The sequence below is a fragment of the Streptomyces flavusporus genome (assembly GCF_046267975.1).
GTDB lineage: Bacteria > Actinomycetota > Actinomycetes > Streptomycetales > Streptomycetaceae > Streptomyces > Streptomyces flavusporus.
Map to the genome: position 1 here is coordinate 6,035,023 of NZ_CP176503.1, position 15,733 is coordinate 6,050,755.

The window sequence follows — 15,733 nt, forward strand, 5'->3', positions numbered from 1 at the left end:
ACGTCCATACAACTGGGCAATCCGCCCATTTCCTGGAACGAAAGTTCGCCGACTTGGTGAGCACTTTACCGACAGTGGTCCTCGTCGGCTGTGTTCCCGCTGAAGGTGGGGGCCGGGGAGACCTCGGAATCGGCGTACAGGCTGTAGCCGTCCGACTCCGTATCGGTGTTCTCATGCGCGTTCTTGCCGTCACCCCGCGCGAAGTTTCGGGCGACTTCGACCGGGGCGTCTGAGCGCAGCCGCTCGAACAGTCGCTCCGCGGCGGGCTCCACCAGTTGGTCGCGATTGGAGTTGTGCACATACGACTCTCGCGGAACCGTCAGGAACTGCACATTTTCGGTGGGGATGTCGCGCACTCCGCGCACGAGGTCGTACAGACCGCGCAGACTCGCCAGTCCCGGGTCCGTGGTGAGCGCGGATGTGGCCGCGTCCAGCACGGGATAGAGCTTCGCCGGGTTGAGCAGTACGTCGTTGCTGCGCACCTTCTTCACCAGTGCCGCGAGGAATCGCTGCTGACGCTCCATCCGGTCGGTGTCGCTGCCGTCGCCGAGGGACTTGCGGGCGCGGACGTAGCCGAGTGCCTGTTCGCCGTTGAGCGTCACGCGGCCGGCGGGCAGCTGCAGCTTGGCGGCCTTGTCCCGGATCGGCTCGGCCAGGCAGATCTGCACGCCGCCGACGGCGTCGACCATCTTCTTGAAGCCGCTGAAGTCGACGACGGCGTGGTGGTCGATACGAATGTCCGTCAGTTTCTCGACCGTTCGGATCGTGCAGGCCGAACCGCCTTTTTCGAAAGCGTAGTTGAACATCGCGAACGTGGGTTCGGTATGGCTGCCGTCCGACCGCCGGCAGCTGGGTATGTCGACCATCAGGTCGCGGGGGAGCGAAACGGCGGTGGCGCTGCGCCGCCCGGCCGACAGATGCAGCAGGATCGTGGTGTCCGACCGCTGGGTCCCGGGGTCGCGCCCGTAACGCCGGTTCTCGCCCGCTCGGGAGTCCGACCCGATCAGCAGTATGTTCTGCGCGCCGTGCACCAGGGCGGTGGGCCGCTCCTTCTCATACCGCGCGAGCTCCGCGGCGGCGGCCTCGTCGGGGGTGATGTTCCCGTTCAGGTTGGCGTAGAGGGCCCATCCGGCGGCCATGGCCCCGATGGCGAGGAGGGCGACCCCGACGGACCCGTACCGCGCCCATCTGCGCCGGCGCCTGCGTATGAGCCCGGTCCCGGATGCGGACGCCCCGGCCTCCGGCCCCCGGGCTCTGTCGCCGCCCGCCGCCGGCGTGTCGTCGTCCGGACCTCCGGATGGCGTGCCTGCGGTGTCCGTCACGTCTGGATCCACCCCTCATGGCGTACGAGCGTGTACGAGCGAGTCGTGCATGTCGTGCTGCTCTTACGACCATGGCGCGGACGGGAGGGTGGCGCGGGCGGGGAAGGGCCGAATGGGTGATGGGGGGGTGGGGGGCGGCGCGCTTGCGCTTGCCCTGGACAGGACGGCTCTCCGGACGGGCCCTGAACGGGCGCGGCTAGTCCGGTGCGGTTCGGCAGTGCCCCCAAGGGGCGCGGGGCTGTGCCGATATGCGGCTCCGCCGCGATGGGGGTCCCCCGCTCATGGGGGTCCCCCCGCTCGAGCGAAGCCGAGAGTGGGGGAGGAGCCGAGAGTGGGGGAGCGACCAGCCACGACGCACCCGCAGATGGCGTACCGGACGTCCAGCGGAGCGCTCAGCGGGCCGTCGCCGTGACTCGTTCGCTTTCGATCCGCTTGGCCAGGGCCTCCTCGCCCAGCTCCGTCAGGTGACGGCAGAGCACCACCGAGCCGCCGGTCACGAGCGGTGCGTAGAGCCCGGCGCTGAGGCCCTCCCAGGTGTCGTACGGCAGTGCGGACAGGATCCGCGAACCGGGCCCCGTCAGATCCAGCCCGGGCGCGTCGGTCAGCGCCCGCTCCACCACCTCGGCCCCCGTGTACTGCGCCCCGGCGACGATCAGCGCGGGCGCCTCCGGGTCGACCGGCGCGTACGGCGCGAAACGGTCACCGTGGCTCGGCACGTCCACGGCGTAATCGGCGTACCCCTCGGGCGGCACCGGGAAGCGACGTCCCAGCGGTGCCAGCGACAGCGCGTACCGCTCTCCGCCGCACGCCAGTCCGTCCTGGAACCGCCCGGGCCCGGCCACCACGAAGTCGGCCCGCGCCGGATCGCCGTCCATGTCCGCGAGGACGCCCACCGACGAACACGCCAGCAGCCACACCGCCGTCTGCCAGTGCGCGGGCAGCAGTAGCGCGACCCGGTCACCGGGCTCGGCGGACATCCCGTCCTGGAGGAGGTTGGCGGTCTTGGCCACCCAATTGGCGAAGGTGGCCACGGACAATTCGACACGTTCGCCCGTGGCGTCGTCGTAGAAGGTCACCAGGGGGCGCGCGGGATCCGCGGCGAGCGCGGAACGCAGCAGGTCGGCAGGGGTGCGATCGGTGGCGTTCACCCGGCAAGCGTACGCGGGCGGCCGCCTGCGCATCGAGCGGCGGGGCTCACCGGTTCGGGCGAATGGGGCCCGACGGCACGTCAATTCCCCAATGGACAGATTCATATGGATATGTCCAAGATCGGGGGCATGCGCAAACTCCTCGCTTCCTCGATAGGCGTCACCTGCGCCGCCGCACTCGTCCTCCCGCTGACCCTGACCACGACGACGACGGCGACCGAGATATCAAGGCCGGCCGCTGCACCGGGCGCCCAGCCCGCGCGAGCCGCCGATCCCGGTATCCCCGGCAGCACCCAGTCGCTGCCCCTCGCCCCCCTCGCCGACGACCGCACCCTCGGCTCCGCACAGGGCCTGACCCCGCGGGACGTACGGCCCTTCTCGCTCCTCGGCGTCGTCTGGGACGACCCCGACACCGAACTGCACGGCAGCGTCCAGGTCCGCACCCGTGCCGCAGCCACCGGCGCCTGGTCCGGCTGGCAGGACGTCGAGACCCACAACGCCGACCACGCCCCTGACCGGGGCTCGGAGGAACGCACCTCCGGCCGCGTGCGCGGAGCCACCGCACCGCTGTGGGTGGGTGAGTCGGACGGAGTGGAGGTGCGCGTGCGGTCGGCCGACGAGTCCGCCGGGACCGCCCCGGCGCCGCTCCCCTCGGGCCTCCGCCTCGAACTCGTCGACCCGGGCTCCGAATCCACCGTCGAGGCCCCCGTCGGCGGCGCCCCCGCCGACCCTCCCGTGACCGAACCGCTGAGCCCGGACACGGCCGACGCCTCCGCCCCCAACTCCGACCTCGCCCCGCTCGGCGCCACCGAGATCCCGGCACTGGACCAGGCGCAGACACAGCACGAACTGCTCACCCTGCACGCTGACGGGCTGACCGAAGAGCAGCGGGCCAATCCGTACATCGGCCCGCGCCCGCCCATCGTCACCCGCCGCGGCTGGGGCGCGGACGAGTCGCTGCGGGAGAAGGCGTTCCTCTACACGAAGCGGGTCAAGGCCGCGTTCGTGCACCACACGGCGACCGGCAACAACTACACCTGCGCGCAGGCCCCGTCCGTCATCCGCGGTATCTACCGCTACCACGTCGTGAGCAACGGCTGGCGGGACATCGGCTACAACTTCCTCGTCGACAAGTGCGGAAACATCTACGAGGGACGCGCCGGTGGCGTGGCCAACCCGGTCATGGGTGCCCACACCCTCGGTTTCAACAGCGACAGCGCGGGGATCGCCGTCATCGGCTCGTTCAACACCACCAGGCCCTCCGCCACCACGGTGACGGCCGTCAGCCAGCTGGCCTCCTGGAAGCTGGGCCTGCACGGAGGCAATCCCAGTGGCAAGACATACCTGAAGTCCGCCGGTGGCAATCTCTACGCAAAGGGCAAGAACGTACGACTGAACGTGATCTCCGGTCACCGGGACGGTTTCCTCACGGACTGCCCAGGAGGGCTCCTCTACGGCAAGCTCGGCTCGATCCGCTCACAGGCGGCGCGCTTCCAGGGGCGGTCCTGAGGCCGCACGACACCGACGGCCGTCGAAGGAGCCGGACAACGGTCTGCATACACTGGCCGGCCGAAACACAGTTCGGCCGGTCCCGGCAGGAAGCAGAGACGACAGGTGACAGAAGCGATCCTCCTGGTCGGCGGCAAGGGCACCCGGCTGCGCCCGCTCACGGTGCACACGCCCAAGCCGATGGTCAGGGCGGCGGGGGTGCCGTTCCTCACGCATCAGCTGGCGAGAGCGAGAGCGGCGGGCGTCGAGCACATCGTGCTGGCCACGTCCTATCTGGCCCAGGTCTTCGAGCCGTACTTCGGTGACGGCTCGGACCTGGGGCTGCACATCGAGTACGTCACGGAGGAGGAGCCACTCGGCACGGGCGGCGCGATCCGCAACGTGGCCTCGCGGCTGCACTCCGGACCCGACGACCCGGTCCTGATCTTCAACGGCGACATTCTCACCGGCCTCGACATCCGTGCCCTGGTGCGCACGCACGAGACGACGGGCGCGGACGTCTCCCTGCACCTGACGAAGGTGACCGATCCGCGGGCCTACGGCCTGGTCCCGACGGACGAGTCCGGTCGCGTCACCGCCTTCCTGGAGAAGCCGCAGACGCCGGAGGAGATCGTCACCGACCAGATCAACGCGGGGGCCTACGTCTTCCGCCGCTCGGTCATCGACACGATTCCGGCGGGCCGCCCGGTCTCGGTGGAACGCGAGACGTTCCCCGACCTCCTGGCGGCCGGCGCCCACCTCCAGGGCATGGTCGACTCCACCTACTGGCTCGACCTCGGCACCCCGGCGGCCTTCGTCCGCGGCTCGGCGGACCTGGTTCTGGGCCGCGCCCCGTCCCCGGCGGTCCCCGGCCGCTGCGGCGACCGCCTGGTCCTGCCGACGGCAAGGGTGGCACCCGACGCCAAGCTGGCGGGCGGCACGGTGGTCGGAGAGGGCGCGTTCGTCGCCGAGGGCGCGCGCATCTTCGGCAGCACGATCCTCCCCGGCGCCGTCATCGAACCCGGCGCCGTCATCACCGACTCCCTCATCGGCACCCGCGCCCGCATCGGCGAACGCTCCGTCCTCACCGACACGGTCATCGGCGACGGCGCGATCATAGGCCCCGACAACGAACTCCAATCCGGCGCCCGAGTCTGGTGCGACGCCCAAATCCCAGCGGGGGCACTGCGGTTCTCGTCGGATCAGTAACGGGGGTGGGCGGCACGCGCCAGCCCGCGGGCGCGTGCCCCCACCCGTCAGCCCGCGGGCGGCACCCCGCCACCTCGTCAGTCGGCGGGCAGTCGTGCCTCCCCCAGTGTCTTAAGGGCCTGGGGGACCCCCAGGGCGACACGGGTAGGCGCGGGCGGTACCCAGCCACCTCGTCAGTCCGCGGGCAGTCGTGCCGCCTGGGTCGGCACGGGTGGGCGCGGGCGGCACCCCGTCAGCGCCGGTCTGCGCGACCCACCCCGCGTCAGCTCCAGCGCCGCGCCCCCTATAACCGCCCGATATCCCCCCGCGGCATCCGCGGAGCCCTCCGCGGCGGCACCTTCCCACTCAGCAAAACGAACCGAGCCGCCCGATGCCGCTGCCCGGCATACGGCTCCAGCAGCTCAAGCATCACCGCATCGTCCGCATCCCGATCCCCGGCCAACGCCCACCCCACAATCCCCGGCAGATGCAGATCCCCCACCGTCACCGCATCCGCCGCCCCATGACTGCGCTGCACGGTCTCCGCCGACGTCCAGGGCCCCACCCCCGGCACAACCTCCAACCGCGCCTGCGCAGCCCGGGCCTCCATCCCCACCGCCTCCTCCAGCCGCGCAGCAACCCGCACGGCACGCAGGATCGTGGACGCCCGCTTGTTGTCGACCCCGGCCCGATGCCACTCCCATGACGGAATCAGCGCCCACGTCCGCGGCGTCGGCATCACACACATCCGCCCCGGCACGGGCCCCGGCGCCGGCTCCCCGAACTTCCGCACCAGCAACCGCCATGCCCGATACGCCTCATCGGTCGTGACCTTCTGCTCCAGAATCGACGGAATCAAGGACTCCAGTACCAACCCGGTCCGGGTCAGCCGCAACCCCGGCCGCCGATGCCGCGCAAGCGCCACGATCCGATGCCGCGGCACGAAGACGGACGGATCGTCCGACGCCCCGAGCAGGTCGGGCAACTGCTCGAGCAGCCACTCCGCCCCCGGTCCCCACGCCTCCCCGCGTACCTCCCCACCCCGCACGGACACCCGCAACGTCCCCGGCCCGACCGGCGTACGGCTGGCCCGCCACACCGACCCGTCCGGCATCGCCCGGAACGTCGGATCCCCGGGCCCGCGCCGCAATGGCCCGAGCATCAGCCCCAGATCCAGCGGCCCGTCCGGCACCAAGACCCGTACCCGCCCCGCCGCAGCCGCCGTCGGCCGCGGCACCCCCGCGGGCACGACGACATCTCCACCGCGCACGGGCATGGGGGCTCCTCCCACGCCCTTAAGGCTGTGGGGGAGCGTGGGCCGCGGGGCGAAACGTCCTGCCACGAATGAGATCCCGGAAGAAGGAGAGGGAAAGGGGAGGAACGGACCCTACGAGGGTAGGCGCCGCACCAGCTTGATCACCGCACCTCGATGAACGCCCCCGCATCCCGCTCCGCCCGCGGCCTCGGCTCCTGAGCCGGATGCCCGACCGCAACCGCCCCCATCGGATCCCACCCCTCCGGCAGCCCCAGCACCTCGCGCACGACGTCCCGGCAGAACATCGTCGACGACACCCACGCCGATCCGAGCCGCTCCCCGGCCAGTGCCACCAGGAAGTTCTGTACGCCGGCCCCCGCGGCGACCACGAACATCTCCCGCTCGGCCCCGTCCCGCCGTGCGTCCCCGTATGTGTGCGACCCGTCCATGACGAGACACGGCACGACCAGATACGGGGCGTTGCGCAGCACATCCCCGCGCCGCACCCGCTTTGCGATCGACTCCTCGCTCTTGCCGTCCCGGCGCAGGTCCGCGATCCACGCGTCCCGCATCGCGTCCAGCAGCTCGGTCCGCGACCGGGCCGACTCCAGCAGCACGAAACGCCACGGCGTCGTGTGGTGCGGCGCCGGCGCCGTCACGGCCGCGGCCACCGCCCGTCGTACCGCCCCGGGGTCGACGGGCTCGTCCGTGAAGGCCCGGACCGTACGCCGCTGGGTCACCGCCTCCCGTACCGCCTCCGACGTACCGAGCCGGAACATGTCGTCGCGCGCATCGCGTACCAAGGCTCGCGCCCCCTCTCCGTCCTCCTCGGCCACCAGCTGCGGCAGGCCGCGCACCACGGCGACGGGCAGCCCGGCGGCCTTGCCCTTGACCAGGTCGCCCGCGGCGGCGAGTTCGTCGGCCGTGGCGACGACGGTGGCGCTGAGCGGATTGCCGTGCGCGTCCGCGCCCCCGCGCAGATCGTCGACGACGCGTACACCGGCGGCGCCGATCGCCACGTCCGTGAGCCCCGCGCGCCAGGGCCGCCCGAAGGTGTCGGTGACGACGACCCCGACGTTGACGCCGAGGGCGTCGCGCAGCCCGCTTCGGATCGCGCGCGCGGACGCGTCCGGGTCTTCGGGCAGCAACAGCACCGTCCCGGCGGCGGTGTTGGAGGCGTCGACGCCGGCGGCGGCCATGACGAGGCCCTGCCGGTTCTCGACGATGCGCAGTGCGCCACGCCGGGCCACCACCCGTACGGTCTCGGCGTCTATCGCGGCCTCCCGGTCGGTCGCCTCGACGATCCGTCCCTCCGCCTTGGACACGATCTTCGAGGTGACGAGCAGGACATCCCCGTCGGCCAGCCCCGGTTCGGCGGCGGCGATCAGCTTGGCGAGGTCGTCACCGGGCGCCACCTCGGGGATGCCGGGCACGGCCCAGACCCGGTAGCCCTCCGCGGTCTTCTGACTCACGACACCCGCACCTCCTCCGCCAGCGCCAGCGCCTCGCGAGCCATCTGCGCGGCCGCGTCCTCGTCGGTCATCAGCAGCGGTACGGCCCGGCAGCGGATGCCCGCCGCCTCGACCCGCTGCACCGATTCCGCGTCCACGGTGTCGACGAGCCAGCCGTCGAGCAGCCCCGAGCCGTAGTGCTCGGCGACCGCGGCGGCCGTCGACTCCACGCCGACCGCGGCGAGCACCTTGTCGGCCATGCCTCGCACGGGCGCGTTCCCCACGATGGGGGACAGGCCGACGACCGGCACCCCGGCGTCGGCGATCGCCTCCCGGATGCCGGGCACGGCCAGGATCGTGCCGACCGACACGACCGGGTTGGACGGCGGGAAGAGGATGACGTCCGCCGCGGCGACCGCCTCCAGCACACCCGGGGCGGGCTTGGCCTGCTCGGCGCCGACCGGTACCACCGCCTCGGCCGGGACGGAGGCCCGCAGCCGCACCCAGTACTCCTGGAAGTGGATCGCCTTGCGCTCCCCGTCCATCGAGACGGCGACATGGGTCTCGACGCGGTCATCCGTCATGGGGATGAGCCGCACCCCTGGCTTCCACCGGTCGCAGAGGGCCTCCGTCACCGCACTCAGCGGATACCCGGCGCCGATCATCTGCGTCCGCACGATGTGCGTGGCGAAGTCCCGGTCGCCCAGCCCGAACCACTCGGGCCCGACGCCGTACGCCGCGAGCTCCTCCTTCAGATGGAAGGTCTCGTCGGCCCGCCCCCAGCCCTGCTCCTCGTTGATGCCGCCGCCGAGCGTGTACATCACCGTGTCGAGGTCCGGGCAGACCTTCAGCCCGAAGAGGTGGATGTCGTCCCCGGTGTTGCCGATGACGGTGATGTCCGCGTCCGGCACGGCCCGCTTCAGACCACGCAGGAACCGGGCACCGCCGATGCCGCCTGCCAGAACCACAATGCGCATGGGAGCAGTCTTGCAGGTGGGTGTGACAACGCGCCGGGCGGTTGGGGGACCTGGCCGGGCGGTCAATGGACCTGGGCGACCGCCGCGCACCGGGCGCCGTGCATCGGCATCTCGGTCAGGCCCGGGTAGTAGATGTGCAGGCTCACGGCGGGTTCGAGGGTGTCGTTGACGACCTCGTGGACGTAACCCGGCGCGAACACGCGCAGCGCGCCCGGCTCCAACGCGCGCGTGCCGCGCGGGCTGTGCTCGGTCAGCGTGCCCTCCAGGACGGTCAGGACGCCGGAGGAGGGGCCGTGGTCGTGCAGGCCGCTGCCCTGACCGGGCACCCAGGACAGCAGCCACACCTCGTAGCCGGGGCCGGTGCGCAGCCGGTGGTACCAGCGGCTGGTCGCGTCGTACTGGACGAGGTGCTCCCACTGGGAGCGGTCGGCGGCGATGGCGCGGGCCAGGCCGACGAACTCGGCAACCGTGGCCGGGTGCTCGCGCGGGGCCTGGAGCAGGTGCGGGACCTCGAGGATGTCGCCGGCGATCTGGAGGTCGCTGTCGCTGTTCATGGGGTGCGGTGTTCCTCGGCGGAAGAGAGGGGGCTGGCGGGGTGTCGCGTACCGTCCGCCCGGGTCACGGGCGAGGTGGGCGTGCCCTGGTGGGGCTTCACGGGGAAACAGCGGTCGGGTCGCGGTGGACTCGACGGCAGCCGGAGCGCGTTCGACTCAACAGCTGGAACAGCAACAACAGCTACAGCGAGCGTGGGCAGCACCGAGGGACCCGGCGGAGCGGGTCGAGGTGGGCGCCAAGTTCGCGAGCATGCCCACAAGGACAGCGGTTCACACCCCCACTGTCAACTTGACGCCCGGAATGTGGGACATGGTTCACCTCATCCGGTTCATCTCTCAGGTGAAAGGTTTGTTCACGGGCCCACCGGGACACATGGCGCACAACCGGGCGCACAAGCCTCGTTGCGATCCCGTGATCCGACTGTGATCCGGTTCTCTTCGTCGCGCGTGCCGGAACGAGATCGAACCTGTGAGCGTCCTTCTCCGTACAGGTCCCGTGCGGAGCGGGAGGCCTCGGGGGTCTGATCTGCGTGTCAAGGTTTATGGCGATTTGAACACTTTCCGCACGGCCTTGGTTCCGCAGAGTGAATAAGGGGCTCAATAGCAGATCTCGGCTTGACTCGCCCGGAGCAGCACACTTGTAATTTCACTCGTGTCGTTCAGCCGGAATCGGTAACGGCTACATCACGGGGACGCGAAAGACAGACGAGGGGCGCACATGACCGAGCTGGTGCAGCAACTGCTGGTCGACGACGCGGACGAGGAACTCGGCTGGCAGGAGCGCGCGCTGTGCGCCCAGACCGACCCCGAGTCCTTCTTTCCCGAGAAGGGCGGCTCGACCCGCGAGGCCAAGAAGGTCTGTCTCGCCTGCGAGGTCCGCTCCGAGTGCCTCGAGTACGCCCTCGCCAACGACGAGCGCTTCGGCATCTGGGGCGGTCTGTCCGAGCGTGAGCGCCGCCGGCTGAAGAAGGCGGCCATCTGACCGAACGGCATGCATCTACTGCGGACATACGGGGCGAACGGTCCGCCGCGGGTGGGTTATCCACAGGCGGCGGGCCGTCGTCATGGCCAGCCGATAGTGTGGTCGCTCGTCCGAGACACCCCGCTGCCCCCAGTGGGCACAGGTGTCCACCGCAGTCCACCGAACCGGGGCCCGTACCTCGATGTCCGCGCACAGCCACACGGCAGCCAGTCAAGACGTCGCTGCCACGGCGGGATTCGACCCGACCCGCCCGCCAGAGTTTCCGCGTCACGTGGTGACAGCGGTCCTCGTCTCCCATGACGGCGCCCGCTGGCTGCCCGACGCGCTCGCCGGGCTGCTCGGCCAGGAGCGGCCCGTTCAGTACGCCATGGCGGCCGACACCGGCAGCGCCGACGACTCCGCCCAGCTGGTCACCGACGCCCTCGGCCCCGACCGCGTGCTCCACCTCGCCCGGCGTACCGGCTTCGGCCAGGCCGTCGAGGAGGCCAACCGCACCGCCCCCGTCCTCACCCCGGAGGAACTGCCGTACCTGAAGCGGCCGAGCGGCTGGGACCCCGTCACGCGCAGATGGCGCGACGACGCGTACGACATGCCCGAGCTCCCGCACGGGGAGCCGGTGCAGTGGCTGTGGCTGCTGCATGACGACTGCGCCCCCGAGCCCGACGCGCTCGCACAGCTGCTGCGGGTCGTGGAGAACGAACTCGAACTGGGCCGCGACGACGTGGCTGTCGTCGGCCCCAAGCTCCGCGGCTGGTACGACCGCCGGCAGCTCCTCGAGGTCGGCGTCACCATCGCCAACTCCGGCCGCCGCTGGACCGGCCTGGACCGCCGTGAGCAGGACCAGGGCCAGCACGACCACGTACGGCCCGTGCTGTCCGTGTCCACCGCCGGCATGCTGATCCGGCGTGATGTCTTCGACCGACTCGGCGGGTTCGACCGTCGACTGCCCCTCATGCGCGACGACGTCGACCTGTGCTGGCGCGCACACGCCGCCGGTCACCGTGTCCTCGTCGCCCCGGAGGCGGTCGTACGACACGCCGAGGCGGCATCCCGTGAGCGCCGGACCGTCGACTGCGTGGGCCGGACGTCGGCGTCCCCGCACAAGGTCGACAAGGCCGGCGCCATCTACACCCTGCTGGTCAACACCCGTACGGCCACGCTGCCCTGGGTACTGCTGCGCCTCGTCCTGGGTACGCTGCTGCGGACCGTCGCCTACCTCGTCGGCAAGGTCCCCGGGCAGGCGGTCGACGAGATCCGCGGTCTGCTGGGTGTGCTGCTGCGGCCCGAGCGGATCATCGCAGGCCGCCGCAGACGCGGCCGTCCGGAGATCGACAAGGGCGAACTGCGGGCGCTGTTCCCGCCGCCCGGCGCGACCGTGCGGGCCACCGTCGAGCAGGTGGCGAGCAGTGTCGTCGGCGGTTCCGACCCGGAGATCGCCGGCGGCGCCGGACGGCACGGCGGCGCGGTCGAGTCCGGGCCCGGCGGCGACGACGCCGACTTCCTGGAGATCGAGCAGTTCGCACGCCTGAAGCGCATCGCCCGCAATCCCGGCCCGATGCTCTTCCTGGTGCTGTTGTTCGTCTCGCTGGCCGCCTGCCGCGAACTCCTCGGCGGCGGCGCCCTCGCGGGCGGCGCCCTGCTGCCCGCCCCCGCGGACTCGAGCGAGCTGTGGTCGCGTTACCTCGACTCCTGGCATCCCGTCGGCGCCGGCGGTGACGCGTCCGCACCGCCGTACCTCGCGCTCGTGGCGATGCTGGCCTCCATGCTGTTCGGCTCCACCGGGCTCGCGGTCACCGTCCTGCTCGTCGGCTCGGTGCCGCTGGCCGGCTTCACCGCGTACTTCGCCTCCCGCCCGCTCGTCGAGTCCCGGCTGCTGCGTGCCTGGGCGGCCGTCGTGTACGCCTTCCTGCCCGCCGCCACCGGCGCCCTCGCCGGCGGCCGCATCGGCACCGCCGTCCTCGCCGTGCTGCTGCCGCTCGTCGCGCGCGCGGGCGTCGCGGCGAGCGGCCTGGCGAACGCCTCGGGCGCGCGTGGCAGTTGGCGCGCCACCTGGGCCTACGCGCTGCTGCTGACGATCACCACCGCGTTCACGCCGATCGTGTGGCCGGTCGCGCTCGTCCTCGGCATCGGGCTGCTGGCCGTGCGCCGGGGCGACATCACCGCCTACGGCCTGCGCTTCCTCGCCCAGCTGGGCACACCCCTGCTGGTCCTCGCGCCCTGGTCGCTGTCGCTGCTGCCGTTCGGCTTCTTCCAGGAGGCCGGCCTGGAGTACGGCGACTCGGCCGCCTCCGCCCTCGATCTGCTCGGCGCCAGTCCCGGCGGGCCCGGCACGGTCAGCGGACTGATGCTCATCGGCATCGTGCTGGCCGCGCTGGCCGCCCTGATGCGCACCGAACGTCAGTCGGGCATCTGGACGGCCTGGGCGGTCGCCCTGGTGGGTCTGGTCCTCGCGGTCCTGTCGAACGGCTCCGCCTGGGCCGGCCCGGCCACGCTCGTCTACGGCATCGCCCTCCTCGCGGCCGCCGTGATCGGCGCCGAAGGTGCACGCGCGCGGGTCGCCGAGCAGAGCTTCGGCTGGCGCCAGCCGGTCGCCGCGCTGATCGCCTTCGCCTCGGCCGCGGGCCCGCTGCTCGTCGCCGCCGGCTGGATGATCCGCGGCGCCGACGGGCCGCTGGAGCGCCGCGACCCGGTGCAGGTGCCCGCGTTCGTCGCCGAGGAGAGCAACACCCGCGACCAGGCCCGCACCCTCGTCCTCGACAGCGACTCCACCGCGCATGTCGGCTACACCCTGGTCCGCGGCTCCGGCGCCCGCCTCGGCGACGCCGAACTCGCCGCGGCCGACGGGGACAACGCCGCGCTCGACAAGGTCGTCGCCAACCTCGTCGCCGGCTCCGGCGCCGACCAGGCCGACCAGCTCGGTGACTTCGCGGTCCGCTACGTCCTCGTCCACAAGGGTGCACCCCGCGAGGTCAGCCGCGTCCTGGACGCCACGCCCGGCCTGAGCCGGCTCAGCCAGCAGGACGGCAGCGCCCTGTGGCGCGTCGACCGCCAGGTCGCCCGCGCGGCCGTCGTCCCGGCCTCCGGCTCGGGCGACCCGCAGCCCGTCGCCGCCGGTCCGGTCGAGATCCACACGACCGTCCCGGACGGCTCCGAGGGCCGGATCCTGCGCCTCGCGGACACCGCGGCCGCCGGCTGGACCGCCACCCTCGACGGCAAGCCGCTCACCCGCACCACGGTCGACGGCTGGGCCCAGGGCTTCGAACTCCCCGCCACCGGCGGCACGCTGGACGTTACTTACGAGGACCCGATCGGCCACACCGCCTGGCTGTGGGCGCAGGGCCTCCTCGCCGTCGTCCTCGTCGTGCTCGCCCTGCCCGGCCGGCGCCGCGACATCGACGACGACCTCCCCGAGGAGCCGGCGATCCCCGCACAGGCCGTTGCCGGCGAGGGCCGCCGCGCCCGCCGTCTGCGCGCCCAGGCCGAGGCCGAAGAGGCAGGCCGGGCCGAGGAGTCCCCGTCCCCCGAACAGGAGGAGACACCGGTGGCCGTTCCGCAGCAGCAGCCCCACGGCGAGTGGGACACGGCGAGCTACGCGGGCGCCGAGTACGGCACCTACGGCGGCGAGCAGTACCAGGGCGCCGGTCAGCAGTACGCGTCGGGCGGGTACGGGCAGTCGTACCCGACGGACCAGTACCAGGCGGATCCGTACCAGAGCGGCCAGTACGACCCGTACGCGTACGACGGCTCGTCGCAGACCAGCGGATACGGCCAGACGTACGGCCAGTCCTACGACGAGACGTACCCGCAGGGCTACGACCCGACGCAAGCGCACCGCGGGCACGACAACGGCAGTGAGCGCCCCGACGGGAGTCAGCAGTGAACCGCACCACCCTGTCCCTGATCGCCGGCGTGACCGCGCTCGCCGCCGTCACCGGATTCGCCGCGCTGTCCGCGCCGGACGCCACCGGCACGGACACCGCCAAGGCGGCCGCCGAGCTGCCTGTGGAGCGCACCAGCCTGCTGTGCCCGGCACCCAGCACCTCCGACCTCGCCGAGACGACGTACACGTCCTTCACGCCCGTCACCAAGGGCGCGGCGAGTAAGGGCAGGGCCGAACTCCGGTCCGCGACACGGGAGTCCGACGAGGGCGGCAAGAAGGGCCAGGACGACAAGCCCGTGCTGGAGCCGAAGGAGCCCGGCAAGCCCGTCTCCGGTGACACCTCGGGAGGCGACTCGCCCGCGCTGATCGGTACCGCGGAGGGGAAGTTCGCGCCCGGCTGGACCGTGCAGGAGACCACGGAGGTCGCCGCGGGCGCGGGCCGGGGACTGCAGGGCGTCAATTGCTCCGCGCCGGACACCGAGTTCTGGTTCCCGGGCGCGAGCACCGCCGACGGCCGCACGGACTATGTCCATCTGACCAACCCGGACGACTCCGCCGCCGTCGTCGACATCGAGCTGTACGGCAAGGACGGGGCGCTGGAGTCCACGGTGGGCGAGGGGATCACGGTCGCGCCGCAGGGCGACGAGCCGATCCTGCTGTCGACGCTGACCGACGCCGAGGAGACCGACCTCACGGTGCACGTCAACGTCCGCAGTGGACGGGTCGGCGCCGCCGTCCAGGCACTGGACGACGAGCTCGGCGGCGACTGGCTGGCCGCGGCGACGGACCCGGTCGGCAGCCTGGTGCTGCCGGGCATCCCGAAGGACGCCACGTCCGTCCGCCTGATCGCCTTCACGCCCGACGACACCGACGCCGACCTGAAGGTGCGGCTCGCCTCGCCGTCGGGCCTGATCACGCCCGCCGGGCACGAGACGCTGCACGTGAAGGCGGGCATGACAACGGCGGTCGACCTCGCCGACGTCACGCGCGGCGAACCCGGATCGCTGGTCCTGACGCCGACGGACCGGGCGGTGCCGGTGGTGGCGGCGGTTCAGGTGATGCGCGGCAAGGCGGGCTCCCAGGAAACGGCGTTCATCCCGGCCACGCGTCCGGTGGGCACGCGCGCGACGTCCGTCGGCAACACCGGGAAGGGCGCCACGCTGTCCCTGGCCGCGCCGGGGGAGACGGCGCAGGTCAAGGTCACCGCGTCGGCCGGCGCGGAGGGCGGTACGGCTGCTTCCGAGACGTACACGATCAAGTCCGGCACCACCCAGGACGTCGACCTGCCGGTGCCGAGCGGCCTGAAGGGCACGTACGCGCTGACGGTCGAGCCTGTCTCGGGCGGCCCGGTGTACGCATCCCGGACGCTCGCGGAGACGCAGGGCGGTGTGCCGGCGTTCACGGTGCAGACCCTCCCGGACGACCGGGGGACGGTGGAGGTGCCGGAAGCGGAGCAGGATCTGTCGGTGCTGCAGAAGTAGCGCGACG

Annotated in this window: 11 protein-coding genes; 5 read left to right on the forward strand and 6 right to left on the reverse strand. The window is 72.1% G+C overall.

Annotation, left to right across the window (positions count from 1 at the left end; all coding sequences use genetic code 11):
- Window positions 1-65: 65 nt before the first annotated feature.
- Both ACKTSN_RS28620 and ACKTSN_RS28625 read right to left on the reverse strand, forming a co-directional pair.
- Window positions 66-1,322 (reverse strand): LCP family protein, encoded by a 1,257-nt coding sequence (locus tag ACKTSN_RS28620; RefSeq protein WP_409471739.1) that lies wholly within the window; start codon window positions 1,320-1,322, stop codon window positions 66-68.
- A gap of 392 nt (window positions 1,323-1,714) precedes the next feature.
- A complete protein-coding gene (locus ACKTSN_RS28625) occupies window positions 1,715-2,470 on the reverse strand; it encodes a TIGR03089 family protein (protein WP_409471740.1) in 756 nt (251 codons plus the stop codon).
- 111 nt (window positions 2,471-2,581) lie between these two features.
- Between ACKTSN_RS28625 and ACKTSN_RS28630 the strand changes: the two genes are divergently transcribed.
- Complete coding sequence (locus ACKTSN_RS28630; RefSeq protein ID WP_409471741.1) at window positions 2,582-3,979, forward strand: peptidoglycan recognition protein family protein; 1,398 nt, start codon at window positions 2,582-2,584, stop codon at window positions 3,977-3,979.
- Between the two features lie 105 nt (window positions 3,980-4,084).
- Window positions 4,085-5,167 (forward strand): sugar phosphate nucleotidyltransferase, encoded by a 1,083-nt coding sequence (locus ACKTSN_RS28635; RefSeq protein WP_409471742.1) that lies wholly within the window; start codon window positions 4,085-4,087, stop codon window positions 5,165-5,167.
- A gap of 283 nt (window positions 5,168-5,450) precedes the next feature.
- Here ACKTSN_RS28635 and ACKTSN_RS28640 read toward each other — a convergent pair whose 3' ends face one another.
- From ACKTSN_RS28640 to ACKTSN_RS28655, 4 genes are all read right to left on the reverse strand, one after another.
- Window positions 5,451-6,488, reverse strand: coding sequence for a DNA-3-methyladenine glycosylase family protein (locus tag ACKTSN_RS28640; RefSeq protein ID WP_409471743.1), 1,038 nt, complete (start codon window positions 6,486-6,488; stop codon window positions 5,451-5,453).
- Between the two features lie 74 nt (window positions 6,489-6,562).
- Window positions 6,563-7,873, reverse strand: a complete 1,311-nt coding sequence (locus tag ACKTSN_RS28645; protein WP_409471744.1) for a coenzyme F420-0:L-glutamate ligase — start codon at window positions 7,871-7,873, stop codon at window positions 6,563-6,565.
- The gene (gene cofD, locus ACKTSN_RS28650; protein WP_409471745.1) at window positions 7,870-8,829 is read right to left on the reverse strand and encodes a 2-phospho-L-lactate transferase; all 960 of its coding nucleotides are present in this window, start codon (window positions 8,827-8,829) and stop codon (window positions 7,870-7,872) included. Before cofD ends, ACKTSN_RS28645 begins: the two co-directional genes overlap by 4 nt.
- A gap of 62 nt (window positions 8,830-8,891) precedes the next feature.
- Window positions 8,892-9,383: a cysteine dioxygenase gene (locus ACKTSN_RS28655; protein WP_409471746.1), complete on the reverse strand. Its 492-nt coding sequence runs from the start codon at window positions 9,381-9,383 to the stop codon at window positions 8,892-8,894.
- Window positions 9,384-10,101: 718 nt separating this feature from the next.
- On the opposite strand from ACKTSN_RS28655, the gene ACKTSN_RS28660 reads away from it, so the two are divergent.
- The 3 genes from ACKTSN_RS28660 to ACKTSN_RS28670 all read left to right on the forward strand — a co-directional run bounded on the left by ACKTSN_RS28660 (window position 10,102) and on the right by ACKTSN_RS28670 (window position 15,726).
- Window positions 10,102-10,365: a WhiB family transcriptional regulator gene (locus ACKTSN_RS28660; RefSeq protein ID WP_010986447.1), complete on the forward strand. Its 264-nt coding sequence runs from the start codon at window positions 10,102-10,104 to the stop codon at window positions 10,363-10,365.
- Window positions 10,366-10,546: 181 nt separating this feature from the next.
- On the forward strand, window positions 10,547-14,245 hold the full coding sequence (locus tag ACKTSN_RS28665) for a glycosyltransferase (protein WP_409471747.1): 3,699 nt from the start codon (window positions 10,547-10,549) through the stop codon (window positions 14,243-14,245).
- Window positions 14,242-15,726, forward strand: a complete 1,485-nt coding sequence (locus ACKTSN_RS28670; RefSeq protein WP_409471748.1) for a DUF5719 family protein — start codon at window positions 14,242-14,244, stop codon at window positions 15,724-15,726. Before ACKTSN_RS28665 ends, ACKTSN_RS28670 begins: the two co-directional genes overlap by 4 nt.
- Window positions 15,727-15,733: the final 7 nt, after the last annotated feature.

Coding starts and splice junctions, on each gene's coding strand:
- ACKTSN_RS28665 (WP_409471747.1), top strand. CDS start 10,547: ATGTCCGCGCACAGCCACACGGCAGCCAGTCAAGACGTCGCTGCCACG.
- cofD (WP_409471745.1), bottom strand. CDS start 8,829: ATGCGCATTGTGGTTCTGGCAGGCGGCATCGGCGGTGCCCGGTTCCTG.
- ACKTSN_RS28660 (WP_010986447.1), top strand. CDS start 10,102: ATGACCGAGCTGGTGCAGCAACTGCTGGTCGACGACGCGGACGAGGAA.
- ACKTSN_RS28655 (WP_409471746.1), bottom strand. CDS start 9,383: ATGAACAGCGACAGCGACCTCCAGATCGCCGGCGACATCCTCGAGGTC.
- ACKTSN_RS28630 (WP_409471741.1), top strand. CDS start 2,582: ATGTCCAAGATCGGGGGCATGCGCAAACTCCTCGCTTCCTCGATAGGC.